Source organism: Streptomyces sp. NPDC024555 (assembly GCF_055559335.1).
Map to the genome: position 1 here is coordinate 139,074 of NZ_JBVHKV010000017.1, position 24,946 is coordinate 164,019.

General features: G+C 71.7%; 24 protein-coding genes. 4 read left to right on the plus strand and 20 right to left on the minus strand.

From position 1 onward, the window contains the following. Positions 1–73 precede the first annotated feature (73 nt). Both ACZ4FH_RS27560 and ACZ4FH_RS27565 read right to left on the minus strand, forming a co-directional pair. A complete protein-coding gene (locus ACZ4FH_RS27560; RefSeq protein ID WP_467308175.1) occupies positions 74–1,744 on the minus strand; it encodes an FAD-dependent oxidoreductase in 1,671 nt (556 codons plus the stop codon). Between the two features lie 58 nt (positions 1,745–1,802). Further along, positions 1,803–2,717, minus strand: a complete 915-nt coding sequence (locus tag ACZ4FH_RS27565; RefSeq protein WP_467308177.1) for an AurF N-oxygenase family protein — start codon at positions 2,715–2,717, stop codon at positions 1,803–1,805. Between the two features lie 261 nt (positions 2,718–2,978). Between ACZ4FH_RS27565 and ACZ4FH_RS27570 the strand changes: the two genes are divergently transcribed. Continuing rightward, positions 2,979–3,473 carry a DUF3592 domain-containing protein gene (locus tag ACZ4FH_RS27570; protein WP_467308178.1) on the plus strand — a complete coding sequence of 165 codons (495 nt, stop codon included), beginning with the start codon at positions 2,979–2,981 and terminating at the stop codon, positions 3,471–3,473. A 22-nt stretch (positions 3,474–3,495) separates the two neighbouring features. After that, complete coding sequence (locus ACZ4FH_RS27575; RefSeq protein ID WP_467308179.1) at positions 3,496–4,446, plus strand: sigma-70 family RNA polymerase sigma factor; 951 nt, start codon at positions 3,496–3,498, stop codon at positions 4,444–4,446. Between the two features lie 54 nt (positions 4,447–4,500). On the opposite strand, the gene ACZ4FH_RS27580 is transcribed toward ACZ4FH_RS27575, so the two are convergent. From ACZ4FH_RS27580 to ACZ4FH_RS27590, 3 genes are all read right to left on the minus strand, one after another. After that, positions 4,501–4,914 carry an SgcJ/EcaC family oxidoreductase gene (locus ACZ4FH_RS27580; protein WP_467308181.1) on the minus strand — a complete coding sequence of 138 codons (414 nt, stop codon included), beginning with the start codon at positions 4,912–4,914 and terminating at the stop codon, positions 4,501–4,503. 131 nt (positions 4,915–5,045) lie between these two features. After that, positions 5,046–6,266, minus strand: a complete 1,221-nt coding sequence (locus tag ACZ4FH_RS27585) for a metallophosphoesterase (RefSeq protein WP_467308182.1) — start codon at positions 6,264–6,266, stop codon at positions 5,046–5,048. Between the two features lie 98 nt (positions 6,267–6,364). Next, positions 6,365–7,000 (minus strand): ScbR family autoregulator-binding transcription factor, encoded by a 636-nt coding sequence (locus tag ACZ4FH_RS27590; RefSeq protein WP_467308183.1) that lies wholly within the window; start codon positions 6,998–7,000, stop codon positions 6,365–6,367. 448 nt (positions 7,001–7,448) lie between these two features. Here ACZ4FH_RS27590 and ACZ4FH_RS27595 point away from each other — a divergent pair, with 448 nt between their 5' ends. Next, complete coding sequence (locus ACZ4FH_RS27595) at positions 7,449–8,129, plus strand: HAD family hydrolase (protein WP_467308184.1); 681 nt, start codon at positions 7,449–7,451, stop codon at positions 8,127–8,129. Positions 8,130–8,156: 27 nt separating this feature from the next. Here the strand turns inward: ACZ4FH_RS27595 and dhaL are convergent, their stop codons facing one another. The 15 genes from dhaL to ACZ4FH_RS27670 all read right to left on the minus strand — a co-directional run bounded on the left by dhaL (position 8,157) and on the right by ACZ4FH_RS27670 (position 23,694). Further along, on the minus strand, positions 8,157–8,828 hold the full coding sequence (gene dhaL, locus ACZ4FH_RS27600; RefSeq protein ID WP_467308185.1) for a dihydroxyacetone kinase subunit DhaL: 672 nt from the start codon (positions 8,826–8,828) through the stop codon (positions 8,157–8,159). A gap of 55 nt (positions 8,829–8,883) precedes the next feature. Then, positions 8,884–9,882, minus strand: a complete 999-nt coding sequence (locus ACZ4FH_RS27605) for a dihydroxyacetone kinase subunit DhaK (RefSeq protein ID WP_467308186.1) — start codon at positions 9,880–9,882, stop codon at positions 8,884–8,886. Positions 9,883–10,345: 463 nt separating this feature from the next. Further along, entirely contained in the window at positions 10,346–12,319 is a 1,974-nt protein-coding gene (locus ACZ4FH_RS27610) for an FG-GAP-like repeat-containing protein (protein WP_467308188.1), read from the minus strand. Positions 12,320–12,739: 420 nt separating this feature from the next. Next, positions 12,740–14,056 carry an MFS transporter gene (locus tag ACZ4FH_RS27615; protein ID WP_467308189.1) on the minus strand — a complete coding sequence of 439 codons (1,317 nt, stop codon included), beginning with the start codon at positions 14,054–14,056 and terminating at the stop codon, positions 12,740–12,742. A 268-nt stretch (positions 14,057–14,324) separates the two neighbouring features. After that, the gene (locus ACZ4FH_RS27620) at positions 14,325–15,278 is read right to left on the minus strand and encodes a catechol 2,3-dioxygenase (RefSeq protein WP_467308191.1); all 954 of its coding nucleotides are present in this window, start codon (positions 15,276–15,278) and stop codon (positions 14,325–14,327) included. Then, the gene (locus ACZ4FH_RS27625; RefSeq protein ID WP_467308241.1) at positions 15,275–16,330 is read right to left on the minus strand and encodes a 4-oxalomesaconate tautomerase; all 1,056 of its coding nucleotides are present in this window, start codon (positions 16,328–16,330) and stop codon (positions 15,275–15,277) included. Before ACZ4FH_RS27625 ends, ACZ4FH_RS27620 begins: the two co-directional genes overlap by 4 nt. 23 nt (positions 16,331–16,353) lie before the next feature. Beyond that, entirely contained in the window at positions 16,354–17,049 is a 696-nt protein-coding gene (locus ACZ4FH_RS27630; RefSeq protein ID WP_467308192.1) for a 4-carboxy-4-hydroxy-2-oxoadipate aldolase/oxaloacetate decarboxylase, read from the minus strand. Beyond that, positions 17,049–17,807, minus strand: a complete 759-nt coding sequence (locus ACZ4FH_RS27635; protein ID WP_467308193.1) for a PIG-L deacetylase family protein — start codon at positions 17,805–17,807, stop codon at positions 17,049–17,051. Before ACZ4FH_RS27635 ends, ACZ4FH_RS27630 begins: the two co-directional genes overlap by 1 nt. Positions 17,808–17,855: 48 nt before the next feature. Then, complete coding sequence (locus ACZ4FH_RS27640) at positions 17,856–18,509, minus strand: GntR family transcriptional regulator (RefSeq protein WP_467308195.1); 654 nt, start codon at positions 18,507–18,509, stop codon at positions 17,856–17,858. A gap of 173 nt (positions 18,510–18,682) precedes the next feature. Then, the gene (locus tag ACZ4FH_RS27645; RefSeq protein WP_467308197.1) at positions 18,683–19,891 is read right to left on the minus strand and encodes a DUF3500 domain-containing protein; all 1,209 of its coding nucleotides are present in this window, start codon (positions 19,889–19,891) and stop codon (positions 18,683–18,685) included. Beyond that, positions 19,888–20,289 carry a RidA family protein gene (locus tag ACZ4FH_RS27650; protein WP_467308198.1) on the minus strand — a complete coding sequence of 134 codons (402 nt, stop codon included), beginning with the start codon at positions 20,287–20,289 and terminating at the stop codon, positions 19,888–19,890. The genes ACZ4FH_RS27645 and ACZ4FH_RS27650 overlap by 4 nt, the downstream gene beginning before the upstream one ends. A 6-nt stretch (positions 20,290–20,295) precedes the next feature. After that, entirely contained in the window at positions 20,296–21,147 is an 852-nt protein-coding gene (locus ACZ4FH_RS27655) for a fumarylacetoacetate hydrolase family protein (RefSeq protein ID WP_467308199.1), read from the minus strand. After that, the gene (locus ACZ4FH_RS27660) at positions 21,144–21,614 is read right to left on the minus strand and encodes a nuclear transport factor 2 family protein (RefSeq protein WP_467308201.1); all 471 of its coding nucleotides are present in this window, start codon (positions 21,612–21,614) and stop codon (positions 21,144–21,146) included. Before ACZ4FH_RS27660 ends, ACZ4FH_RS27655 begins: the two co-directional genes overlap by 4 nt. Then, positions 21,611–22,909, minus strand: coding sequence for an FAD-dependent monooxygenase (locus ACZ4FH_RS27665; RefSeq protein WP_467308202.1), 1,299 nt, complete (start codon positions 22,907–22,909; stop codon positions 21,611–21,613). The genes ACZ4FH_RS27660 and ACZ4FH_RS27665 overlap by 4 nt, the downstream gene beginning before the upstream one ends. A 38-nt stretch (positions 22,910–22,947) precedes the next feature. Continuing rightward, a complete protein-coding gene (locus tag ACZ4FH_RS27670; RefSeq protein WP_467308203.1) occupies positions 22,948–23,694 on the minus strand; it encodes a dienelactone hydrolase family protein in 747 nt (248 codons plus the stop codon). 199 nt (positions 23,695–23,893) lie between these two features. Here ACZ4FH_RS27670 and ACZ4FH_RS27675 point away from each other — a divergent pair, with 199 nt between their 5' ends. Continuing rightward, entirely contained in the window at positions 23,894–24,937 is a 1,044-nt protein-coding gene (locus tag ACZ4FH_RS27675; protein ID WP_467308204.1) for an ABC transporter permease, read from the plus strand. Positions 24,938–24,946: the final 9 nt, after the last annotated feature.

Consider the following 24,946-nt stretch of genomic DNA (forward strand, 5'->3'; position numbering starts at 1 on the left):
GCGGGTGCGGGCCCCTTCCCCGCCGGTGCCGCCCGGTCCGGACGCCGCGCGAGGGGCCGGACCGGGCGACCGGTCAGCGCGGAGACCGCCGCAGGCCCCCGCGCGCGGCGGCGACGAGCGCCGGGACCGTGTCGAACTTGACCCGGGGCCGGCCCAGCGCGCGGCCCCTGGCCTGTTCGGCGCGGTCGATGGCGGCCAGCCCCCGGGCGTCGACGACCTGGCGGCCCCGGCGGCGCGCGAGCTTCCCGAACGCCCTGGCCGGGTGGGCGGGGGAGGGCAGCGCGCCCGCGACGGCGTCCTCCAGCAGCGTGCCGACGGTCTCGGCGGCGCAGGTCCGGTTGGCCCCGATGCCACCGGACGGGCCGCGCTTGATCCAGCCGACGACATAGGTGCCGGAGCGCCCCGCGACCCGGCCGCCCTCGTGGGGCACGGTGCCGGTCGCCTCGTCGAAGGGGAGTCCGGGGACCGGGACGCCCCGGTAGCCGATGGCCCGCAGGAACAGCCCTGCCGGGACGACCGACTCCCCGTCCGCACCGGACACCCGCACCCCGCCCACGCGGCTCGCCGAGTCCCCGTCCGCGGAGTCCCGGCCCACCACCTCCACGGGTGCGGAGTGGAAGCGGAGCACGATCCGGCGCCCCTCGGGCGGGGGCTGCGACCAGTCGACCGTCTCGCGGGGGAGCCGCCGCAGCAGGGCCGCCTTGTCGCCGGGGGCCGCCGCGTCGATGGCCTCGGCGGTCCGGGGATCGTGGGTGTCGACGACCAGGGGGACGTCCGGGAGGTGCGTGAGCGCGAGGAGTTCGGAGACGGTGGCGGCGATGTCCTCGGGCCCGCGCCGGCCGAGCAGGACGACCTCGCGCACCCGTGAGTCGCGCAGCGCGGCGAGCGCGCGGTCGGAGATGTCCGTACCGGCCAGGGCCGCCGGGTCCGCGACGAGGATCCGGGCCACGTCCAGGGCGACATTGCCGTTGCCCGTGACGACCACGCGCTCCGCGTCCAGCCCTTCGCCCGCCGGGGCGGCCTCGGGGTGTGCGTTGTACCAGGCCACGAAGGAGGTCGCCGCGAGGGAGCCGGGCAGGTCCTCGCCCGGTATGCCGAGCCGGCGGTCGGTGGAGGCGCCGACCGCGTAGATCACCGCGTCGTGGTGGGCGGCGATCTCCTCGACGGTGACGTCCTTGCCGACCTCGACCCCCAGGTGCATGCGGACCCGGGGGTGGGAGTGGAACCGGGCGAAGGTCTCGCCCACGCCCTTGGTCGCCGGATGGTCCGGCGCCACCCCGTACCGCACCAGGCCGCCCGCCACCGGCAGCCGGTCGATCAGGGTCACCTCGGCGGCGGTGTTCAGCAGCAGGTCCTCGGCCGCGTACATGCCCGCCGGGCCGGTCCCGACCACGGCGACCCGGATCGGCGCGAAGTCCGACGGCAGGCTGCGGGGGAACGAGGGCTCGCCCCAGGCGTGGAAGTTCGGCGCGGCGGCCCGCTGCGGCGCCCGGTCCGCGTAGTACGCGGCGTTGACGGCGGCGTACTCCTTCCGCGCCCCGAAGAGGCTGTCCACCGGGAAGATCGCGTCCACCGGGCAGGCATCGGCGCAGGCGCCGCAGTCGATGCAGGTCGCCGGGTCGACGTAGAGCATCTCGGTACGGCCGAAGTCCGGCTCGTCGGGCGTCGGATGGATGCAGTTGACGGGACACACGGCGACACAGGTGGCGTCGCTGCAGCAGGTCTGGGTGATGGCGTAGGTCATCGGGTCAGCTCGGTCTCTCGGATCGACTGGATCGCGCGGATCGGGCGGTTCGGCCGGATCAGATCAGGTGGGCGCGCTTGTAGAAGAAGAGGGCGGGGCGGGTGAGCAGCCGGCACGAGGCCAGGAACTCCATCAGGCCCGAACAGCTGGCCCGCATACGGGACTTGTGGTGCTCGTTGCGCGCGGCCTCGGCGCGGCCGCGGTCCCCGTCGAGACCCGCGTTGGCGTACACGTCGGGGTGCACCATGCTGGTGACGATGTAGTACGCGGTGATGGCGATGACCAGCGAGTTGATCTGCCGCCGCAGCGGGCCGGCGCCACGCAACCGGGTGCGGGTCTCGTCGCGGGCGAACTTCATGTGGCGCGACTCCTCCACCACATGGATGTTGTTGATGGTGCGGACGAAGGGGGCCACGCGCTCGTCGCGCATCCAGTCGCGCTGCATCACGTCGAGCACCTCCTCGGCCACGAGGATCGCCGCGTAGGCCGACTCGCCGAAGGCGAGCGTCTTGAAGGCGCGGCCCAGTTCGACCACCATCCGCTGCGGGCGGTAGGCGGGCGCGCCCAGCTTCGCCGCGCCGCGGGCGAACATGATGGAGTGCCGGCACTCGTCGGCGACCTCGGTGAGCGCCCACTGGAACCGGGGATCGGTCGGATCCTTGGCGTACATGTCGCGCAGCACCAGCTGCTGGAGGATCATCTCGAACCAGATCCCGGTACTGGCGACGGACGCGGCCTCCTGCCGGGTCAGCGCCTTGCGCTGGTCCTCCGTCATCTCCTTCCAGTACGCGGTGCCGTAGAGCGTGCTCCACTCCGGGCTCGCGCCGTGGTGGCCGGTGTCGAGCGGGGTCTCCCAGTCCACCTCGGTGGCCGGGTCGTACGAGAGCTTCGCGGAGGAGTCGAGGAGGCGCCGGGCGACGTCCTGCTCGGCGAGCCGGTCCTGGTCCCCCGGCCGAACGGTGCTGCTTGCCATGGTGCGGGCTCCTTGAATCGAGACGGGCCGATCCGACGGCTGCCCCTGTTCCCCGGCCCCGTCCCGTGTCCGCCGACGGGGCGGGGCCCATGAGCGCCGCCCGCGCTTGTTAGACGTCACGTCTAGCAAGCTGTTAGACGGAAGGTATAGCAAGAGGGCCGCGCAGCCTACCCCCGTGCGGAGAATCCGTACGATGTCTCCACCGTTACGGGCCCCGGGGGCCGTCCCGGACCCTTGTCCCCGCCGTCCTCGCCGGGGATCATGGCGACTGCGCCGCCGGACCGCACCGCACACCACCGCACGGCGGACCGGACCGGAATCTGGGGAGCCATGGTCATCGCACTCGTCTACTTCGTCATCTCCATGACGGGAACCCTGTCCCTCGCCCGGTCCATGGCCAGGCAGCTCGACAGCCCCCGCCTGCGGGCGGCCTGGGACGGCCGCACCGCCGAGGGCCGGTGCACCTCCGTGCGCACCGAGGAGACCCAGGACGCCGACGGCGTCCCGACCACCGTCTCCCGCGTCACGCTCGAATTCGCCACGGCCGACGGCCGGACCGTCTCGATAGAGGAGCACCGCACCCGGCTCGCCCCGAAGGAGGGCGACTTCGTGACGGTGTACTACGCCGAGGACGCGCCCGAGGAGGCGACCGCCCGCACCCCCTCCTTCGGGCTGCGCCACGCCAGGGCGGTCATCACCGCCTTCGGCTCGCTCTGCGCGGTGGTGGGCGCCGTCGTCCTCGGCGGAGTCCTCTGAGCGGTACGGGACGACCTCGCACATGGCACCCGCCACGGCGGACTTCGGCCGGCTGATCGACGCCCACCGCCCCGAACTCCTCGCGCACTGCTACCGGATGCTGGGCTCCCTCCACGACGCGGAGGACCTCGTCCAGGAGACCTGCCTGCGCGCCTGGCGCGCCCGCGACCGGTACGACGGCACGAAGGCCTCGCTGCGCACCTGGCTCCACCGCATCGCCACCAACGCCTGCCTCACCGCGCTCGACGGCCGCGCCCGGCGCCCCCTCCCCTCCGGACTGGCCGCCCCGAGCGAGGATCCGGCCGCACCCCTCGTGCGCGGCGAGACCGCCTGGCTCCAGCCGCTCCCGGACGCCCTGCTCGGCACGGACCCGGGCGCCGCCGTCCGGGGCTCCCTGCGGCTGGCGTTCGTCGCCGCCGTCCAGCACCTCTCCGCGCGCGGCCGGGCCGCCCTGATCCTCCGTGACGTCCTGGACTTCTCCGCCGCCGAGACGGCCGGGATCCTCGATATGACGGTCCCCGCGGTCAACAGCGCCCTGCAGCGCGCCCGCGACCGGCTGCGCACGGCCGGCGTCCCCGAGGACGATGTCGCCGAGCCGCCCGAACGGGAGGTCCGGGACCGGGTCGACCGCTTCGTCGAGGCCTTCGAACGGGCCGATGTGACCGCCATCAAGGAGCTGCTGACCCGGGACGTGCTCCTGGAGATGCCGCCGATGACCAACTGGTTCCTCGGCCGCGACCACTACGGCGCCTTCATGGACGGGGTGTTCGCCCGCTGCGCGGACTGGCGCACCCTGCGCACCTCGGCGAACGGCCAGCCCGCCTTCGCCGCCTACCGGCGGGCCGACGAGGGCGGCCACCGCCTCCACACCCTCCAGGTCCTCACCGTCACCACGGCCGGGATCAGCCGCAACACGGTGTTCCAGGACGCGGAGGTCTTCGCCTCCTTCGCGCTCCCGGAGCGGCTGCCGTGAGCGACCGGACGCACCGCGCCCCCGCCCTGCGCACGGACGGGGGCACGGTGCGGCTCACGCCGAAGCGGGCGTGACGGCGGGGCTGTTGTGGTACGCCACGATCCGCCAGGCGCCGTCGCACTTCTCCAGCACCCAGGTCGCGTACACGGCACGGCCCTCCGGCACCTCGGTCTCGCCCGGGAACAGGACCGCGGTCTCGCTCACGACGACCGCGCCGCTGCCGCCCAGGAAGCGGATGCTGTCCAGCCGGTCGACGGTCGTGCTCCCCTTGAGGACGGACGCGAAACCGGCGGCCATCCTCGCCCGCGCCTCCTCCTTGGACCTGCGGTACGAACCGGGCAGGATCGCGGTGGCGTCCTCCCGGTAGTCCGCGACGAACGCCTCCGCGTCCCCCGCCGCCCACGCCCGGTAGACACCCTCCAGAACCGCCTTGACGGCCGCCTCGTCGTGCGCTCGGTTCTCGGTCATGACTCACTCCTCGTGCTCGGTCGTATCGAGGGCCTGTCGAAGGCCCACCGGTACATACCGGCGAGGGGGCCGGAACTCATCGCGCCCGCCCGAAGAATGCTCCGGGCGGGCGCGAGAGGGGCGGGCCGGGGCTACGCGGAGGCTCCGGCGCGCGGCGAGCGCAGCACGAGCAGGGTGATCTCGCTGGGCGCGAAGACCCGGAACGGCGGGCCCCAGAACCCGGTGCCCCGGCTGGTGTACAGCAGGGTGCGCTCGCCGTGGCGGCTGAGGCCGGCGAGGACCGGCTGGTCGATGCGGACCAGATGATGGAAGGGCCAGATCTGGCCGCCGTGGGTGTGGCCGGAGAGCTGGAGGTCGATGCCCGCGGCCGCCGCCCGGTCGACGAACTTCGGCTGGTGGGCCAGGAGCAGCACCGGATCACCGGGGTCCGCGCCGTCCAGCGCCCCGTCGAGGTGCGCCCCGTGACCGGCCAGCCCCGAGGACTCGGCCGTGACGTCGTCCACCCCGGCGACCACCAGGGTGTCGCCGCCGCGTTCCAGCAGCAGATGGCGGTTGCGCAGCGGCTCCCAGCCCAGCTCGTCCATCAGGTCGACCCAGCCCTGGGCCTCGCTGTAGTACTCGTGGTTGCCGGTGACGTAGACGCGGCCCCACGAGGCCCGCACCGTGCCGAGCGGGGTGGCCTGGGCGCGGCGCCGTTCGGCGGTGCCGTCCGCGATGTCGCCGGTGTGGCAGACGACATCGGCCTCCAGTCCGTTCACCGTCTCGCAGACCCGCTCCGACCAGCGCACCCGGTCGAGCGGACCGTAGTGCGTGTCCGTGACGAGCGCGACCCGGGTGCCGTCGAGTCCGGCGCCCAGCCGCGGCAGTTCCACCTCCACCCGGCGCACCCGGGGAACCCGGCGCGCCTCGGCGTACCCCCAGACCAGCAGCGCGGCCGTCACGCCGAGCACGGCCCAGGTCACGATCCGGGCCCGCTCCTGCCCCGTCCCGACCCCGCCCACGGCCAGAGCGGCCCGCAGGAGGACACCGAGCAGCACGGACCAGGTGAACAGCACCCACGCACCGCCGAGCAGACCGTCCCCGAGGACCGCCGCCCCGTCCCGCTGCCGGCGCCCGTGGCCCCGCATCATCGCCACCGGCATCACGACCAGACCGGCCGCGCACACCGCCGTCCCGGCCCACCGGACCGCGGACGGCCACCCCTGCCCGGCGTGCAGCAGCACCCAGCAGGGCGCCGCCCACAGCAGGACCGGCGCGACCAGTGGAACGAAGCGCATGACGCGCCGCAGCCGGCCCGGCCCCGGGCGGGGCCTCTCCGGATCGGCGCGTCGTGTGTCGCTGGTGTCGGTCACGTGTTCCCTCCCCGACCGGGCTTCCGTCCCGCGCACTGTATCCGGTGGGGATCGGTGTCCCGTTCCCGAACGGGCGTCCGAAAGGGGCCGGGCCGTCCTCACGCCCCGGCCGGCATCCGCTCCCGCGCGCGGGCGAGCAGACCGGCCGGATCCGGCGCGGCCTGAAGGGAGGCGAGCGTCAGCAGCCACCACTGGTCGAACTGCTCCTTCCGGTTCCGTCCGCCCGGCACCTCGTCGGCCAGCGTGCAGAGTCCGAAGAACGCGCACACGAGCGTCACGGCCGCGGTCGACGGCTTCACACCGGCCGCCAGCTCGCCCCGCGTGCGCGCCTGGGCGAGAAGCCGGGTGACGGCCACGGCCCATACGCCGAACGGTGCGGGCACGACCGCGTCGATACCCCGGCGCTCCGCCCACAGCCGGGCGCCCGCGCGCGCCATCACGTCCTCGGTGAGGGAGCGCGCGACCCCGAGGCTCAGGGCGACCAGCTTCTCCAGCGGGGGGACTCCGGGCGCGGCGTAGGAGTCGGCGAGCCGGGGCCAGGTGGCGAACTGTTCCCGGGCCACCGCCAGGGCCAGTTTCTCCTTGCTCGCATAATGAAAATAGATCGCGCCGCTGGTTTTTCCCGAGTGGTCACTTATGTCATTGACGCTCGTCCCCGCGTATCCCTGTTCGGCAAAAAGATGTGCCGCCGATTCCAGCAGTGCCGTGCGGGTCGCCCGAGCCCTGTCCTGCATATACGTTCCACCTTCGCTCATATGTTCTGTCAATGCGTCCAGGAAATGCGGCTCCTCTCCGCGAGGGCGCAGTCGCGTCGCGCGAAGATCTTATTATTCGCCCGTCGCGCGCGGGTGCGGGTTCACGCAATCCGCACGCGGTGGGGGAAAGGCGCTGGTTGTGGGGTTCACGGCCGGGCCGGGCGGGGCATTTCCGTGCACTCGAATTGGTGATTGCGGGAATCGGACCCGCGAAATAACGTAACAGTCACGATGTTTCTGGCCGAAGCCACGACCATCGATCCAGATCCGCGACGCGCCCCGCAACGTGCACGCGGTCGCAGCAGCCGTGCCCTATCGCACGGCTCCCCCCTTGCTGCGCATTCGTGACCCGTATCCCGGCATCCCTCTGCCATCCGTGCATCCGCGTGCCCGAGCGGCCGGCGCAGTCTTCGAGAACGGCAGTTACATGACAGTTCGCAATATCCTGGCCTGGTCCCCGTCCGCCATCGTCTTCGACTGCGACGGAACCCTGATGGACACGGAACGACACTGGCAGGAGGCCCGGAACGCCACCTTCAGGGTCTTCGGTCTGAAGCCTCCGGCCGGATTCGCCGACCGTGCCAAGGGCGTGCACTACGCGGAGTGCGGCACGCTCATGGCCGAGGAGACCGGAAAGCCGGACCTCGCCGACGACATGGCGGCCACGCTCCTCGCCACCTTCACCGCACTGGTGGACGAGGACCCCGTCACCATTCCGGGGGCGACGGCCCTGGTGCGCGCGGCCGCCCGGCACCTTCCCCTGGCGGTGGCGAGCAACTGCCCCCGGACGATGGTGGAAGCCTGCCTGGACAGGGCCGGACTCCTCGGCTTCTTCAGCCATGTCGTCGTGGCCGGCGAGGGCGTACGGCCGAAGCCGGAGCCCGACGTCTACAGCGCGGCCGTCCGCCTCTGCGGGATCCCACCGAATGAGGCGCTGGCCGTGGAGGACTCCCTCACGGGCATGGAATCAGCTCGCCGGGCGGGCCTCCGCGTCATCGGCATCGGTCCCCGCCCGCAGGGCCCCGACGCCGAGCGGGCGGACCTGTGGGTCGAGAACCTCGCCGATCCGAAGCTGGAGTGCTGGGCCCGCGACCGCATCGGGGAGTAGGGCGACCGGCCGACCGGCGCGTGGCGGTCAGCCGGTGGGCCGGAGCAGCGGTCCGAGGGCGGGGACGGCGCCGGCCGCGGAGGCGAAGAACAGGGCGATGCCCACCGCTCCGGGGTCGGGCACGCCCGTGGCCCGCTCACCGAGATAGCTGGCCCGGCCCATGCGCGCCGCCAGCGAAGCGGTGTCCCGTACGCCCTGCCAGGCGGCGTCCGCCGCCGCGGCCAGGGCCTCCGCGGCCGGCGCGCTCGCCGCTGCCCGCAGTGCGGCCGCCGCCGGATCCAGCGCGTCGACCAGCGTCTTGTCGCCCGGGGAGGCGTCGCCCACACGGCGGATCGCGGCGAGGCCCTGGGCGGTTCCCTCGGCGAGTGCGGCGGTCGTCAGCCCCGGACCGGAGTCCGCGGCGGCCCTGCTCAGCGCCTGGAACAGCAGACCGAACAGCGGACCGCTGGTTCCGCCGATCTCGTCGAGGAAGGAGGTGGCCATGATGCCCAAAGGCTCCGCGGGCCCGGCCGCGTCCTCCGTACGGTCGAGCGGCGGACCGGCGGCCCGGACACCGGCGGCGAGATTGGTCCCGAAGTCGCCGTCCCCAGCCTGCTGGTCGAGCGCGGTCAGCTCGGCCTCGGTGGCGTACACCGATTCGGCGAAGCGGCGCATCCAGTCGCGGGTCCGTGCCCCGTCGAACGTGGCCGTGGTCGTCATGGGGCCGTCCTCCTGCTCCTGTCACCGGACCGCCGGGGCACCGGCCCGGGGCCGCTCACCATCGCAACGCCGGAGTGCGGACCGGTGCGTCGTAGAAACTTAGCGTGTCGTGGTCGGCGACCATGAGGGTCAGCGAGAAGCCGCGCATGTCGAGCGCGGTCACGTAGTCACCGACGAGATGCCGGGCGAGCCGTACCCGCCGGCCGTCGAGGATCCGCCCCAGTTCGCCGAAGATCCCGTACAGCTCCAGCGAGGTGACCGCCCCCAGCCCGTTGACCAGGGCCACCACCGGGGCGTCGGGGCCGGGGCGCAAGGCGTCCAGCAGGGCGCCGGCCATCTCCTCCACCAGCGCCCGCACACCGCCCTGGGCCCTGGTCCGGCCGGCGCGCTCGCCGTGGATCCCGACACCGAATTCGAGTTCCCCGGCCGGCAGCTCGAACGCCGGCTCACCGCTGGCCGGTGCGGTGTGGGCGGCCGAGGCGGCGGCGAGCGTACGGCACCGGCCCGCGACGGCGGTGCCCAGCTCCACCAGCTCGTCGAGCCCCATCCCGGTGTCCGCGGCGCCGCCCAGGACCTTCTCCACCAGCACGGTGGCGCCCGTGCCCCGGCGGCCCGCCGCGATCCGCCCGGAGTCGGAGGCCAGGTCGTCGTCGACGAGGACCCGCGCGCAGCCGATGCCGGCGGCGGCGAGCCGTTCGGCCGCGATGCCGAAGTTGATCCGGTCGCCGGTGTAGTTCTTGACGATGTGCAGGACGCCCTCCGGCCCCGCGACCGCGCGCGACGCCCGGAAGATCTGCCGGTTGTGCGGAGAGGCGAAGACCCTCCCGGGGCAGGCGGCATCGAGCATGCCCGCGCCGACGTAGCCGGCGTGCAGAGGTTCGTGCCCCGAACCGCCGCCCGACAGGAGCCCCGCCCGGCGGGCCGGCGAGGAGTGCCGCGCGGTGAAGAAGCCGTCACCGGCGTCGTACGCCACGAGGTCCGCGTGGGCGCGGGCGAAGCCCGACAGGGCATCGGGGACGAGCGCACCGGCGGCGTTCTCGAAGTACCTGGCCATGTGCCGATCCCTCCTGTCCACCGCTGCGGAACCGGCCGGGCCGGCCGTCGGGCGCGACTTCCATGGTGGAGTGACCGTACGCATGCGGCAACTCGCGGAACGTGGCCGCGCAGCGCCGGCCGAAGACGTTCCGCAGACCTCCCGCGTGCCCGGACGTGCTACCGGGGCCGGTGCCACCCGGGGCCGCTCCGCCGTCTACGGGCGCACCGGATCCACCTGCGCGCGCCCCCGGAGCGTGGCGTCCCGCGTCCGTTCGAGGACGTCCTGGTCGTGCAGGGGCAGCCGGCCACCCCGCGATCCGCGAACTGCTCGACCCGCCGGCCGGCACCCGACCCCCGCGCGGCTGCGCGCCGTCACCCCATCGATGCGCGAACGGCCGGAATGGGAGGCGGACGGCCCGAGCCAACGCGGCCCTGCGCGAGTTGTGGTCATGACGGGACGCCGGGCCGCACGACGCGCCGGGTCAGCGGCACTTTCCCTTCACCCAGGTCGCGAAGTCACTCGTCCAGGAGGTGACCATCGGCACCGAGTTGACCGGGGAGCCGAGCTTGTTCAGCTTGTACTGCCAGTAGGCGAACTGGAGTGAGGCGGCCGGAGGCGGCTCTTCCCAGCCGACTTCGGCATCGTCGATCCAGCGGGGATGGTTCTCCAGCATCGCGTCCAGACCGGCGGCCCTGACGCGCTTCTGGAGTTCGGGCCGCAGTTCGTCGCTCAGGGTGTAGATCATGATCTTCTGCGAAGTGGCACGCTCCTTGAGGGGCGCGATGATCTCGTTCCAGCCGGCCTCGCGGGCGGACGTCTCGCCGTTGAGCAGGAGCGGCGCCGTTTCCTTCTTGAGTTCCACGAAAGCGGCCATCTGCTGGTTCTTGGCGCTCTCCAGCCACTCACGGAAGGTGTAGACGGTCTCGCCGGCGTACGGGCTGTCGTCGTAGATCTTGCGGCCCTTGAGCTGACCGGCGCCGGTGGCCCACGTGATCTTGTCGATGTCGTACTCGGTGCCGGTCAGCCCCCTGCTCGTGTTGTTGTGCCACATCACGGCCTTGGTGCCGTCCTTGGTGAGCCGCAGGTCGGCTTCCACGCCGCTCGCGCCCCAGCTCTTCTGATCGGCGAGGCCCCTGGGGTGGTTCGGCTCCCGGACCTTGTCCCGGGCCCGGGCGTCGGGACCGGTGGGATATCCACCGTGCCCGAAGAGCGTCGGGCAGGCGATCAGGGAACTGTTGTGGCGCTCGATCGTCGCCACTCGGGCGAAGGTCCAGTAGTCGACGGCGGTGCTGCTCCAGCTGTGCAGCGCGTCGACGAGGGTCCCGTCGGCCCTGGCGGTGAAGGTGAGCGCCGTGACGGTCCCGCCCCCGTAGCCGTAGAGGGCGCCGATGTCGTCGCGGCCGTCCCCGTTGTAGTCGCCGGAGACGAGGTACATGCGGGCCCGGTCGTAGTATCCCGGCGGCGCGTTGAACAGCTCCCGCTGGCCGGCGAACTTGCCGGTGGCGTCGAGGCCGAAGGCGAACAGGGCGTCGTGTTCGTCGGCGTAGTCGTACCAGGCGGCGAATTCGTCACGGCCGTCGCCGTCGAAGTCCCCCGAGACCACGCTCACCCGGTCGAACTGCCAGCCGGTGGACTGCCAGCCGCTCACCGGCTCGGCGAAGCCGCCGTCCGGCGTGCCGGTGAAGGCCATCAGCCGCACCGTGCCCGCCGTGTAGCTGTCCAGGACCCCGAGGTCGTCGCGGCCGTCCCCGTTGAAGTCACCGGTGGCGAACTTCATCCGCTCGACCTCCCATCCCTCGGCCGCGGTGCGCGCGAAGGAGGAGAAGGGGGTGGCGAATCCGCCGCCGGAGTCCGCCAGGAACGTGAAGAGCTCGTCGTCGCCGTCGGGGTCGTCGTACCAGGCGGCGATGTCGTCGCGGCCGTCGCCGTTGAAGTCACCGGCCTGCGCGGTGATGGAGTCGAAGACCCAGTTCCCCGGCTCCACGGACCATGAGGTGAGGTAGTCGGCGAAGGTACCGTTCCCCTTGCCGAGCCAGGTGAAGAGGGAGACCTTCCCGCTGTCGTAGCCGTAGAACGCGGCTACGTCCCCGATGCCGTCACCGTTGAAGTCACCGGTGACCCGCTTCATGTGCTCGGCCCAGAAGTTGCCCTTGGGCGTCGTCCATCCGGCGGCGGGCGGAGCGAAGCCTCCGTCGGCGCGGGCGGTGAAGGTGTGGATCGTGTCCTGACCCTGGGAGTAGTCGTACCAGGAGGCCATGTCGCTGCGGCCGTCACCGTTGTAGTCGTGGCGCGCGGCGGTGCCTGCGGCGCTCGCGGCGACGGTGAGCGGCGCCTCGTCCTTGCCGGTCGCGGAAGCGGAACGGACGGCGGGCCAGTCCGCATCGGCAGCGCTGCCGTTCAGCGACCGGACCGTCGCCGGTTGTTCCACACCCGCGCCGACGGCGGGTCCTTGCATTCCGAAGACGGCACACAGAAGTGCCGCACCGACTATGCAGAAACGTCTCTTCACTCGGCTCCCCAGCCCCTTGTCACGCGAATCGAGGGGAGGGATGAAGCCACCCGCGCTCCAGCGGTCTCGCCCCCCCCCGGGACAACTCCGGCGCGGGGCGGTGGAGCGGAACGCGCGCTCGCCTCGCGCGGACTTCAGGCATATTAGCTGACGATATGGGCGTCGGATGTGGGAGGACCTCACGCTCGTGATGCATGGGTCCGGCCTCGCGGTCCGGCCCAACGGGCGTGTGCAGGAGCCGGGTTGACGCCGGCGCAACGCGGCGGGTGGGGCCGCGGAGGGGCATGCGCCCCACCCCGGCCCGCCGGTACGCGCGGCATGCGTCCTGGCAGGACGTCGCGCGGCCGGCCCCTCGTCCGTCTGCGGTCAGACCGTGACGGCCCGGGTGTGCCTCTTGATGGTGAGGGCGGCCGCGGTCATCATGAGCGCGCCGAAGACCGCCGCGCAGGCGTACATGGTGAAGCCGATGTCGGCGTTGCCCGCCTCGATGAGGGCGCCGCCGATCCACGGGCCGAAGATGGCGCCGAAGCGGCCCATGCCGGAGACCCAGCCGAGGGCGGTCGGGCGGTCCTCGTCGCTGTGGTGGGTGCCGACGGTCGCGTAGACCATGGTCTGGCCCGAGAAGAGCAGCAGTCCGGCGAAGAAGACCACCGCGTACAGGAGGCCGACCGACATCTCGACGCCCATCAGGTAGACGAACACGGCGGTCAGCGCGAACCAGGCGATGACGACCTTGCGCGGACCGATCCGGTCGGCGGTGCGGCCGGCGATCAGCATGCCGCAGATGCCGCCGACGTTCAGGAACGTCGAGAAGAGCAGCGAGTCACCGGTGTCGTACCCGAGGTCGACCATGATCTTGGGCAGCCACTGGCCGACCCCGTAGACCAGGAGCAGACCCGCGAAGGAGGTCAGCCAGAAGCAGAGCGTGGTGGGCCACTGGCCGCCCCGGAACAGATTCTTCAACGCGTCCAGCTTGTCCCCGTGGTTCGCCTTCGGCTCGGCCAGTTCGGTGCCGTAGTCGGCGGCGAGCAGCTCGGCGTCGGCGCGGCGGCCCCGGGTGAGCAGGTTGGTGGGTGACTCGGGCAGCAGTGCGAAGGCGACCGGGAGCAGAAGCAGGGCGGGTATCGCGGAGGCCAGGAAGGCCCAGCGCCAGCCGTGGTCGTCGACCAGCCAGAGAGCGATCAGCGGGGCCAGGGCGCCGCCGGTCTGGTGGGCCGTCATGATGACGCCGGTGGCGAGGGCGCGGCGGCCGCGGCTGGTGAACTCCATGCCGTACGAGATCGCGATCGGCAGCAGCGCGCCGAGGCCGAAGCCGCACACGAAGCGGAAGACGCCGAACTGGCCCGTGGACTGGGACCAGCCCGTGCCCAGTGTGGCGAGAGTGAAGATCACGACGCTCGTGAAGACGGTGGCGCGCCGGCCGATCCAGTTCGAGGCCATGCCGGACAGGATCGTGCCGAGCAGCATGCCGAAGTTGGCGTAGCTGCCGATCGTGCCCGCGGTGTCCGGGGTGAGGCCGAGGCTGTGGCCGCCGAGCATCTTCGGCAGCACGGAACCGTAGATGAACGTGTCGATGCCGTCGAGGAGAACGAGTCCCCAGCACAGGGCGATGACGGCGGTGCGGCTGCGGCGGGCCGCTGTCCCGGTCGCCCGGGCGAGCGGGGAGGTGGCGGAGGAGGACATCGTTGTTTCCTCTCGTACGGGACGTCAGGAGGGTTCTGGTCCCTGGCTGCAAGGGTGGTGGGGCCGGTGCGGCTCGCGCGGCCGGTGGGGGAGGACGGACGGAGCGTGCCCCCGAGCCGCGGACTCCGGGCGGGAGCCGCCGGCTCGCTGTGGCGTAGACGTTAGAAAGCCGTTCCCGCTGCGTCAACAGTTTTGTTAACAATCTAAGCAACGATTCGGCCCCGGAGGACGGGTGCACCGTCCCCCGGGGCCGAAGGGGCAAGCCGGATCAGGGCTCCACGGGCGGTGTGCCGTGCGTGTGGAAGGATTCGATGGTCTTCAGGCCCCAGGCCTGGCCCTTCCGCCGCTCCTCCTCGGTCCATGTGATCAGCGGCCAGTCGGGGGCGAGCACGAGACGGGTGAGCGGGTTGCACAGCTCGATGCGGTTGCCGCCGGGTTCGTAGACGTAGAGGAAGAACGTCTGCTGGATGGCGTGCTTGTGCGGTCCCGTCTCGATGAAGACGCCGCTGTCGATGGCGAGGTCGGCGGCGCGCAGGATGTCCTCGCGGGTGTCGGCGGCGAACGCGATGTGGTGCAGGCGGCCCGCGCTGCCGGTCCAGTCGGACGTGTAGACGACGTCGTACGACTTGTCGGTGTACGTCAGCCAGCGTGCCGCGATCCTGCCGGAGTCGAGCCGGATCTGCTCGGTCGGACGGGCGCCGAGGAGCTGCTCCTGCCACTCGGCGTTGGCGAGGACGTCGGCGGCGAGGAAGTTGACGTGGTCCAGACGCCGCACCCCCACGCCCCTGTTGGGCTTGGCCTGCGGCTGGTTCTTCAGCGCCGGCCGCAGCTCCTCGGGGGCCCGGTAGTGCTCGCTCTCCCAGTACAGGGCGTGCTCGTGGCCGTCCGGGTCCGTGGTGACGTAGAGCCGGCCGAGACCGGGCTCGTCCTCGGTCCACTTCCCGGTGCCACCCGCCGCCTCGACGGCCCGCACCCGGCGCCGGAGCGCCTCCTCGCCGGAGGTGCGCAGGGCGAGGCGGCCGAGGCCGGGCCGGTCGCGGGTGGTGAGGACGAGGCTGTGGTGCTCGTAGTCGTCGAAGGTCCGCAGGTAGACGGTGTCACCGTCCCGCCCGTTGACGGTCAGGCCCAGATAGTCGGTGAAGAAGGCGACGGAAGCGTCCAGATCCGGGGTGAACAACTGGGCGTGGCCGATGTGCGCGATGTCGCCGAGGGGCGGAGTCATGAGCGGTCTCCTGTGGGGGGTACGGGGAAGACGGTGCCGTCGAAGATCTTGCGGGCGGTGCGGACGACGGCGGTGCGACGGGACCTCGGGCCGCCCTCGGGGCCGTGGTCGATGCTGCTCTCGATATCGGTGAATCCGCCGGGATGCTCGATACGCAGCCGGTCGCCCCGGTCGGGGAGGGCCGCGATGCCGTGCGCGACACTTCCCTCGATCCGCAGCCCGGCCGCCACGCTCGCGGCACCGAGGACGCCGATCGAGGTGTGGACGCGGGCGGGGATGAACGTGCGGGTGGCGACGGCGCCGCCGTGGCGGGGAGGGGAGAGCAGGGTGAGCTTGGGAACGGTGGTGCCGGTGACGTCGCCGAGTCCCATCAGACGCCCGGCCGCCAGCCGGACTTCGCGGAGCCGGGCGGCCAGTTCCCGGTCGGCCTCCAGCTCCTCCGGGTCCTCCTGCCCGGAGACCCCGACGGCCTCGGCCGGGATCAGAACGGTCGGCATACCGTTGTCGACGCAGGTGACCTCGATGCCGGCGACCGTATCGCGCGCATTCCCCGTGGGCAGCAGCTCCGCGTTGCCCGGCGGGAACTCGACGACGACGGCGGCAGCGCTCCCGGGCACCCCCGGGATCACCGTGTCGCCCCGGTAGTCGACACGGCCGCCAGGCGTCGGGAACGTCGCGGTGGCGAGGTCACCGGAGTTGACCATGCGGACGCGTACGGATGTCTCACCGTTCCCCGCGGGGACGAGCCCGCGCTCGACGGCGAAGGGGCCGACCCCGGCGAGCAGGTTGCCGCAGTTCTGGCGGTCCGAGACCGCTGCCTCGTCCACATCGACCTGGAGGAAGAGGTAGTCGACATCGGCCTCGGGTCCGGTCGACGGTGACACCACGGCCACCTTGCTCGTGAGCGGGTGGGCGCCGCCGAGGCCGTCGATCTGGCGAGGGTCCGGGCTGCCCATGACCCGCAGCAACAGCGCGTCGCGGTCGGTCCGTACGGGGGGCAGGTCGCCGGCCAGGAAGTAGGCGCCCTTGGAGGTGCCGCCGCGCATCAGCATGCAGCGGATCCCCGCGGGGGCGGTCACGACTCGGTCTCCTCGTACGGGCGGTACGTCACCCCGAGCGCCGTGAGCGTCTCCCGCAACCCGTAGCGGTCCAGTCCCAGTCGGCCCTCCAGGAAGGCGGCGCGGGCCCCGGCCTCCTTCCGTTCACGGGCTTCGGACGCCTCGGCGGTGGCGTGGGCGCGCTCGCGCGCGACGACCACCACACCGTCGTCGTCGGCGACGATCACGTCACCGGGGCGGATCACCTGGTCCCCGATCACGATCGGTACGTTCACGCTGCCGCCGGTCGCCTTGACCGTGCCCTGCGGGCTGACGGCCGCGGACCAGGCGGGGAAGCCCATCGCGCGCAGCTCGGCCGTGTCGCGGATACCGGTGTTCAGGACGGCGCCGCGCACTCCGCGCCGGGCCAGGGCGGTGGCGAACAGCTCGCCGAACAGGCCGTCCGCGCACGGCGAGGTGGTGGTGACGACGAGGATGTCTCCCTCGCCGCACTGCTCGACCGCGGCGTGGATCATGAGGTTGTCGCCGGGCCAGCACAGCACCGTGACCGCGGTGCCCGCGACCCGGACACCTTGCTGGACCGGACGCAGACGCGTGCCGAGGAAACCGGTGCGGCCCATGGCCTCGCCGACGGTGGCGGTTCCGTAGCCGGCGAGCGCCTCGACGTCGCGGGCCCCGGCCCTGGGCGGGTTGGTGACGATCACACCGGGCATCAGGCGAGCTCCTTCGCGATCTGCGGGTAGGGCCGCATGTACGCCTCGGCCATGGTCGTGTGGGCCAGCCCCAGGTTGGGGCCGGCGTTGCGCCTGAGCTGCACTCCCCGGCGCACGGCGAGGTCCGTGTAGTAGTCCCACAGGTGCTGCTGGGCGCCGAGGCACTCCATGGCCGTGCGCTTGGTCTCCCACACCTCGCTGATGTCGAGGAGGACCTCGGGCCTGAAACCGCTCATCTCGGGCTGGTGCGGCTCGAAGTAGAAGACGGGCGGCGCCCCGATGATCTCGCCCTCGCCGGGATAGCCGATGGCCTGGGCGAGGACGCGGGCCTCCAGGGCCATGCGGTTGGCCGCCGGGTGGTCGCCGTTGTACGGGTCCTCGACCGGGTGCGTGAGGACGACGTCCGGCTGGGTCTCCCGGTAGACGGCGACGAGCCGGTCGGTCAGCTCGGCCGTGGCGACCAGCGGGTAGTCCCCGGCGTCGAAGAAACGGACCTTGGCGCCGAGCGCGGCGGCGGCGCGCTCGGCCTCCTCGCGCCGGAGCGCCTTGATCTCGTCGAGCGTCTTCCCCTCCCGCCACGCCTTCGCCGACTCGCCCCGCTCGCCGAACGTCAGACAGGCGATGGTGACCTTCTCGCCCCGGGAGGCGGCGAGGGCGATGGCGCCGCCGGCCCGCCACACGAAGTCACCGGCGTGCGCGGTGACGACGAGCGTCGATCGGGGCGGGGTGACGGCGGGTGCGCCGTTGCCGTGGGTCATGCTGAAATCTCCTTGGTGACAGGGCCGCACCCCGCCCAGGAGCGATTCTCAGTCGGCGCGCAGGGCGTCGATCACGCTCCCGAGATGGGCGCGCACGGCCGTCTCGGCCGCTTGCGGATCCCTGGACCTGATCGCTTCGATCAGGTCCAGATGCTCGCTCAGGGACTGCTGCGGACGTCCCGGCCGCAGAGCCAACTGGAAGCGGTGACGCACCAGTTGGGCATTGAGTCGCTCCAGGAGGCCGACCGCCGTGTGCTGGCCCGACATGTTCCGGATCAGGGCGTGGAGGTCGTGGTTGAGTTCGGAGTAGGTCATCGGATCACCGTCGGCGACCGCCTCGGCCATGGCCGTGCCCAGGCTGCTCAGCTCGTCGAGCTGCTCGTCGTCGGCCTCGGTCGCCGCCTTGGCCGCGCACAGCCCTTCGAGCGCCATCCGGCACTCGGTGATCTCCACGGCCTCCTCCACCGTCACCACCCGCACCCGCGATCCACGGTTGCGAATCCGCTCGACCAGCCCTTCGGACGTCAGGTCGAGCAGGGCGGCGCGCATGCTGGCACGCGTGACGCCGTAGCTCTCGGCGAGCTCGTTCTCCACCAACCGCTGCGCCGGCGCCATGTCGCCCCGCAGGATCGCCTTCCTGAGTTGTTCCAGCGCGTACTGCTTGGCCTGCTCTCCGGAGCCTGGACGGGCTTCCTTCGGCATGTGCCCTCCCTGAGTGAGTGCCTGTGCACGTTAAATCTAGGCGAACAGAATTGTCAACGATTCTGTTTGCACTTGACCGCTGGGTGGGCCGGGCCAAGGGACGAACGCCGAAGCGCCGATCGCCGAGCGGCCCGTCACGGGCGGCTCGGCGATCGGCGTTGCTGCCGGGCGGGTCAGGGCTTCCGGTAGACCTCCGGTACGTACCATCCGTCGGTCCGGAGCGGGGCGTCCCCGGCCGGCCGGTTCGACACCAGCCGGCGCCGCAGATGCCGGCCGTCCGGGCCGTGCCGGGCGTAGTGGTCGAGCAGCAGCTCGTGGCCGAGGTCGTTGTTGAGGTCGCGCCAGACCGAGTGGACGTGCTGTCCCGCGGCGACCGCGTTGTCGGCCTCGACGAGCAGATCGCGCGTGGAGATCCGGTAGTAGTGGGCGGTGTCCGCCGCGCGTCCGCCGGCCCAGGCGAAGCGGATGTCGCGGGGGTCGGCCGTGAGGACCCGCTCCCGGTACTGCCGGGACAGCTCCTCGGGGCCGGTCTCCACGTAATAGAGGAGAAGACCGCGGACGGCGTCCAGTTGGCCCCCGGTCAGATCGGCGCCGCTGATACCGGACGGGTCCGCCTTCACGAAACGCAGACGCTCGCGGTCCTCGTCGCTCGTCTCGTAGCCGACGATCCCCAGGTCGACCCAGTCGGGCCACTCCTCGGCGCCGACGAGGGGCACCTGACGGGTGACGAAGTCGGCGGGCGCGACCTCGTGAATGACGGCCCGCTCCTGAGCGTCGGGGGACAGCGAGTGCAGGACCGACAGAGCCCGGCGCTCGTTCTCGCCCAGCGCGTCCAGCACACCGGCGTCCACGGGCTGCGCACCCATCGCCATCGGTGTGACGGTGAGATAGCGCTGGGCGACGATCGTGTAGTTGAGGGACAGATGGTGACCGATGACCCGCCAGCCCCAGGTGTCCTCGAAGCCGGGCCGCCCCCAGAAGCTGAACCAGTAACCCTCGGGGTCGCGGAAGTTGCCCGCGAGGACGCCGAAGCCCCGCTCGATCACCTCCAGTTCGCGCAGCAGGTTCTCCGTGGCCATCACGGACAGCGCCTGGCTGTAGCCGCGCATGCTGAGGCCGGCCTTGAGCAGGGAGTGCGCGACGACCTTCTGCTGCCGGTCCAGCGCGTGCAGCGGGATGCCGGCCCGGTCGGGTTTGGGGATGAAGTCCCAGTCGAGACGGCCCGGTGCGCCCATGTCGGGCACGAGGGCCGCGGCCTTGAGGTCGGGGCGCAAGGAGTCGAGCAGCGCCCAGGTGGCGAAGAGCATCCGCTTGATGGTGACGGGGGCCTCGTAGGTCACGGGGCCGGGCGGGGCGCCGCCGCGGTCGGACGGGTGCGTCATGATCGCCCTCCTCGCTCGCGGAGCACGGCGAGCAGGTCGCAGTGGACGACGGCGTTCCGGCCGAGCCGGGCCGCGACCACCTGCCGGGCGGGGCGGCGCGCCGGATCGGGGAACATCGCGAGCCACTCCCGGTTGAGCGCCTCGCGGTCATCGGGGTCGACGAGGTGGAACGTCAGCTTGAGGATGTCGTCCGTGGTGCCGCCCAGCTCGGCCATCAGGGCGCGGACGTGGGCGAAGACGTGGGCGAACTGCCGGTCGGCGCCGGGCGGAATCCTTCCCGTCGCGGGGTCGAGCCCGGTGAGGGCGCCGGACGCCACGAAGGGGCCGATCCGGCTGGCGGCCGGGACCGGGTTGACGTGCCCGAAGCCGGGCAGGTCGATGCTCGTACGGGTGCTCATGGTCGCTCAGCCCTCGGCCACGACATGGTTCTCGATGTGGCCGAGGCCCTCGATCTCCGCGCGGACCACATCGCCGGCCTTGAGGAATCTGCCCTGCGGGGCGCCGATGCCGGCGGGTGTCCCGGTCGCGAGGATGTCGCCGGGCATGAGGGTGAAAACCTGTGACAGATAGGCGATCTGCTCGTAGATGTCGTGGATCATGTCGCTCGTCCACCCGTCCTGACGCACCTCGCCGTTGACGCTGAGGGTCATCCGCAGGGAGTGCGGGTCGGCGACCTCGTCGTCCGTGGTCAGCCAGGGGCCGATCGGGCCATGGGTGTCGAAGGACTTGCCGAGCGTGAACGTCGGCGACTTCTTCTGCAGCCAGTCGCGGACCGACACGTCGTTGGCGACGAGGTACCCGGCGATCACCGTGCGGGCGTCCTTGACGGACACGTGCTTGCAGCGGCTGCCGATCACCACCCCCAGTTCGATCTCGTAGTCGAGCGCGTCCGAGAGATCGGGTTTCACGATGCCGTCGTACGGACCGGTGACGCACGAGACCTGCTTGTTGAACCACATCTGGTTCTCCGGGATCGGGATGCCCGCGGCACGCGCCTCCTCGGCGTGCTCCTTGTAGTTCATACCGATGCCGAGGTACTTCTGCGGGTTGTCGATCGGGGCCTCCAGGACCACGTCGGCCAGCGCGTGGGATCCCCCCTCGGCCGCGAGGATCTGCTGCTTCAGCGAGGGCAGCAGCGGCAGGATCGTCCGCAGCGACGTGCCGCCGACGACCCCGGAGATGTCGGTGACCCGGTCGCCGTCGACGCGGCCCAGCCGGGTGGGCCCGTCGGCGGTGTGGAAGCGTGCGATCTTCATTTCCGTTCCTCCTGCGCGATTTTGTCGAGGCCTGCCCGCTCCTCGGCGGTGGGTGTCCAGACGTGCTCGCCGTCCGGGGTCATCTGGAAGCTCACGAAACGCCAGGCGCCGTCCTCGCAGCGGCGCAGCACCTGGATCACCTGGCCGGCGACCGTGCGCTCGGAGCCGTCCGGGCTGCCCAGCCGGTTGATCAGACGACCCGTCATGATCGCGGCGTCCCCGATCAGACGGATGGTCAGCTCGCCGCGGGTGGCGCCCTTGTAGGGCGCGCGGGTGGCGACGTGCCGCAGGAGCTGTTCCTTGGTGTGCGTCAGACCGGGTGCGTGGGTGTGGATCAGGGAGTCGTCGTACAGGTCGTGCAGCGTGGCGACGTCGACGTCCAGCAGCGCCCGCAGGCGGCGCCGCTCGACGGCGAGGATCGCCGCGCGCGTGGCTTCGTCGGCCGGGAGGACGGGGGCGGCGCTCATGCCTCGGCTCCGTACTCTTCGAGGTCGTCCGTGCGGTAGCCCGTTGCCTCGCCGGCCTCGAAGCCGGGACGCGGGGAGCCGACCAGGGCGTGGTACCTGCTGAAGATCCTGTCGGCCTCGGCCAGCGGGAGCACCCCTTCGATGTCCTGGAAGGGGGCACCCTGTGTCCGCTCGGCGACCATGCGGCGGATGACCTCGTAGCCCTCGCCGCGCATGTTCATCACGATGCGGTTGACGCCCTCACGGCGCGCCGCGTCGTAGGCGACGAAGGCCGCGTGCGGGTCGTGCGGTGTCCGGGCGAGGCCGTCGGCGACGAACCGGGCGTCGATCATCGCCTGTGTGATGCCGTTCCCGCCGCGGGGATACATGGCGTGGGCGGCGTCGCCCAGCAGGACGACCCGGCCGTCGACCCAGGTGTCGAGCGGATCGTGGCGGACGAGGGGGAAGAGGTAGACCTCGCGGGCCTCGCGCATCATCCGCCGCACGTCGAGGAAGGGCAGGTCGACGGTGTCGAAGAGCGGGATGACCTCACTGATGTCGCCGACCTGGTTCCAGTCCTCGATGGTCTCCTCGCCGTGGGTCTCGGCGACCCAGTTGACCAGCGTCCTGCCGGTGCCCTCGAAGTCGTCGGCTATGGGGTAGACGATCATCGAGGCGATGCCGGGGTCACCGATGTGCAGGATCGTGTGGCCCTTGCGGAACGGCTCCATGAGCGTGGTGCCGCGCCACATGGTGATGCCGGAGAAGTGCGGTTCGGAGAGACCGGGGAACATCTGCCTGCGGACGGCCGACTTGATCCCGTCCGCGGCGATCACCGCCCCGTGGCGCACCTGCCCGGTGCTGCCGTCGGCGAACCGGAGGTCGAGGGTCACGCCGCTGTCGTCCTGCGCGTAGCCGGTGACACCGGCACCGAGGCGGATCGCGTCCGCGCCGAGCCGTTCCAGCGCGGCCCGGTGGAACAGCATCTGCAGCGTGCCCCGGTGGACGAAGCGCTGTTCGTGCAGGTAGCCCATGTGGACTCCGCACTTCTCGGCGTAGATCTCCTGGCCGAAGTGGTTGTAGAAGATCGAGTCCTCCGCGTCGACGGAGATGGCGCGGAACTCGTCGAGCAGCCCGAGGTCGTCGATCTCGGCGGTGCCGACGGTCTTGATGTCGACGCCCACGCCGAGCGGCTTCAGCTCGGGGACGACCTCGTAGACGGTCGGGCGGATGCCCTTCTGGTGCAGTCGGAGCGCGGTGAGCAGGCCGGCCGGCCCGGCACCGACGATCGCGACGTCGAGAGCGGTGGTGGTCATGGGGATGTCCTCGTCTGTGAGGGATCGGGGTTACGGGGTCAGGAGGCCGGAGCGGAGAACTCGGCGAGGAATCCGGTGACGGCCGCCCGTGCGCGCGCGGCGCTCCGCGCGTGGTGGAGGAACGGACCGGGCTCGGGGGAGTCGTCGGATCTCCGGCTGGTGAAGGCGTGGGTCGTGCCGCTGTAGAGGTGGAGCTGGTGGTCGAGCCCGGCGCCGTCTAGGTGCGCTGCGATCCGGTCGCGCATGGCCCCGGTCGCCATCGGGTCGTCGGCGCCGGCCAGCAGAAGGACCGAGCCCGACCCCGGTGTGCTCCAGTCGTCGCCGAGCAGGTCGAGCCCGGGGTGCACGGCGGCCACGCCGGCGACATGGGCGCCGGTGCGCAGGTATTCGAGCGCCGAGGAGCCGCCGAAGCAGTACCCGAGCAGGACCAGCGGGCGGCCGGCGAACTCCGGATGCGCGTGGAGCGCGGCGTGCGCGGCGGCGACGCGCCCCCGCCAGCGGGAGCGGTCCCGGACCATGGCACCGATCAACGGCCCGATCTCGGAGTGGGAGGCGGGCGCGGCGCGCTCGCCCCACAGATCGGCCACGAACACCGGATGCCCCGCTGCCGCGAGCCGCCTCGCGTGGTCGGTCGTCTCCTCGCTGATGCCGAAGGCGTCGTGGAGGAGCAGGACCGCGGCGGCGGAGCGGTCGGCCGCACCGTCCCCGGGTGTCACGACCAGACCCAGCAGGCGGGCCCCTTCATGCAGGTACTCGACGTCACGGCCGCCGACTGGCTGCGTCACGGTTCCGCCTCTCCGGGCTCATGTAGGGGTGCGACACCTGATGACCCGGAACCGTAAATGAGATCGTGTACGATTTCAACCACGATTTTGGTTGTTCGAAGCCTTGCGCTAGAGGCGATTCCATATATGGTTTCACACACGATCCTGAGTGATCGGCCTCACAGCCTCGTACGTACCAGTCAGGGAGCAGCACGATCCCATGTCCGAGATGCCCACGGCCGCCCGGCCGACCACCGGCGTGATGTCGCCGCCAGCACCGGCCTCCGGCCCCGTCGCGCCCGTCGGGCGCGGGGGCGGACCGGCCCGTTTCGCCTCCCGCTTCGCCGTCGTCGGCGTCTGGATGGGGCTCGCGGTCCTCTTCGCGGCCCTGCGTCCCGACACCTTTCTGACGTCGGGCAGCCTCAAGGTGATCTTCGGCAGTCAGAACCAGTCCGCACTGGTCTTTCTGACCGCCGCTCTGCTCTGCACCATCGTCGTCGGCGAGTTCGTCGACATGTCGATCGCCTCGAACTTCGGACTCGCGGCCATCATGCTGACGATCCTTCACGTCAATCACGGATGGAGCGTCGGGGCGGCGGCGCTCGCCTCGATCGCGCTGTCCACCGCGGTGGGCGCCGTCAACGGCTGGCTGGTGGTCGGAGCGGGCGTCAACACCATCGTGGTGACGCTCGGCATGGGCACGTTCCTCCTCGGGATCGCGCTGTGGGTCTCCGACCTGATGCCGGTCAGCGGGCTCCCCTCGGGATTCAAGGACATCGCGCTCCTGCCCGTCGCCGGCCTGCCGATCAGCTTCTTCTACGGGCTCGCGCTGATGCTCGGGTTCGCCTACGTCCTCCACTTCACACCGCTGGGCCGCACCATGCGGTTCGTGGGCGAGAACCGTGAGGTGAGCCGGCTCGCCGGTGTGCGCGTGACCCGGCTGCGCGTCGGGGCCTTCACGACCGGGGGCCTCATCGCGGGTGTCGGCGGCGTGCTCTCCGCGGCGGCCACCGGCGGCTTCGACCCCAATGTGTCCCAGAGCTACCTGCTGCCGATCTTCGCGGCGACCTTCCTCGGCACGGCGATCCTGCAGCCGGGGCGGTTCAACCCGATCGGCACCCTCGTCGCCGTCTTCTTCCTCGCGACCGGCGTGCTCGGACTCCAGCTCCTCGGGGCGACCTCATGGGTCACGAGCGTCTTCTACGGCGGTGTCCTCGTCATCGCCGTCACCCTCTCGACCGTGCTGGGCAAGCGCTCGCGCTGACCGCCCGCC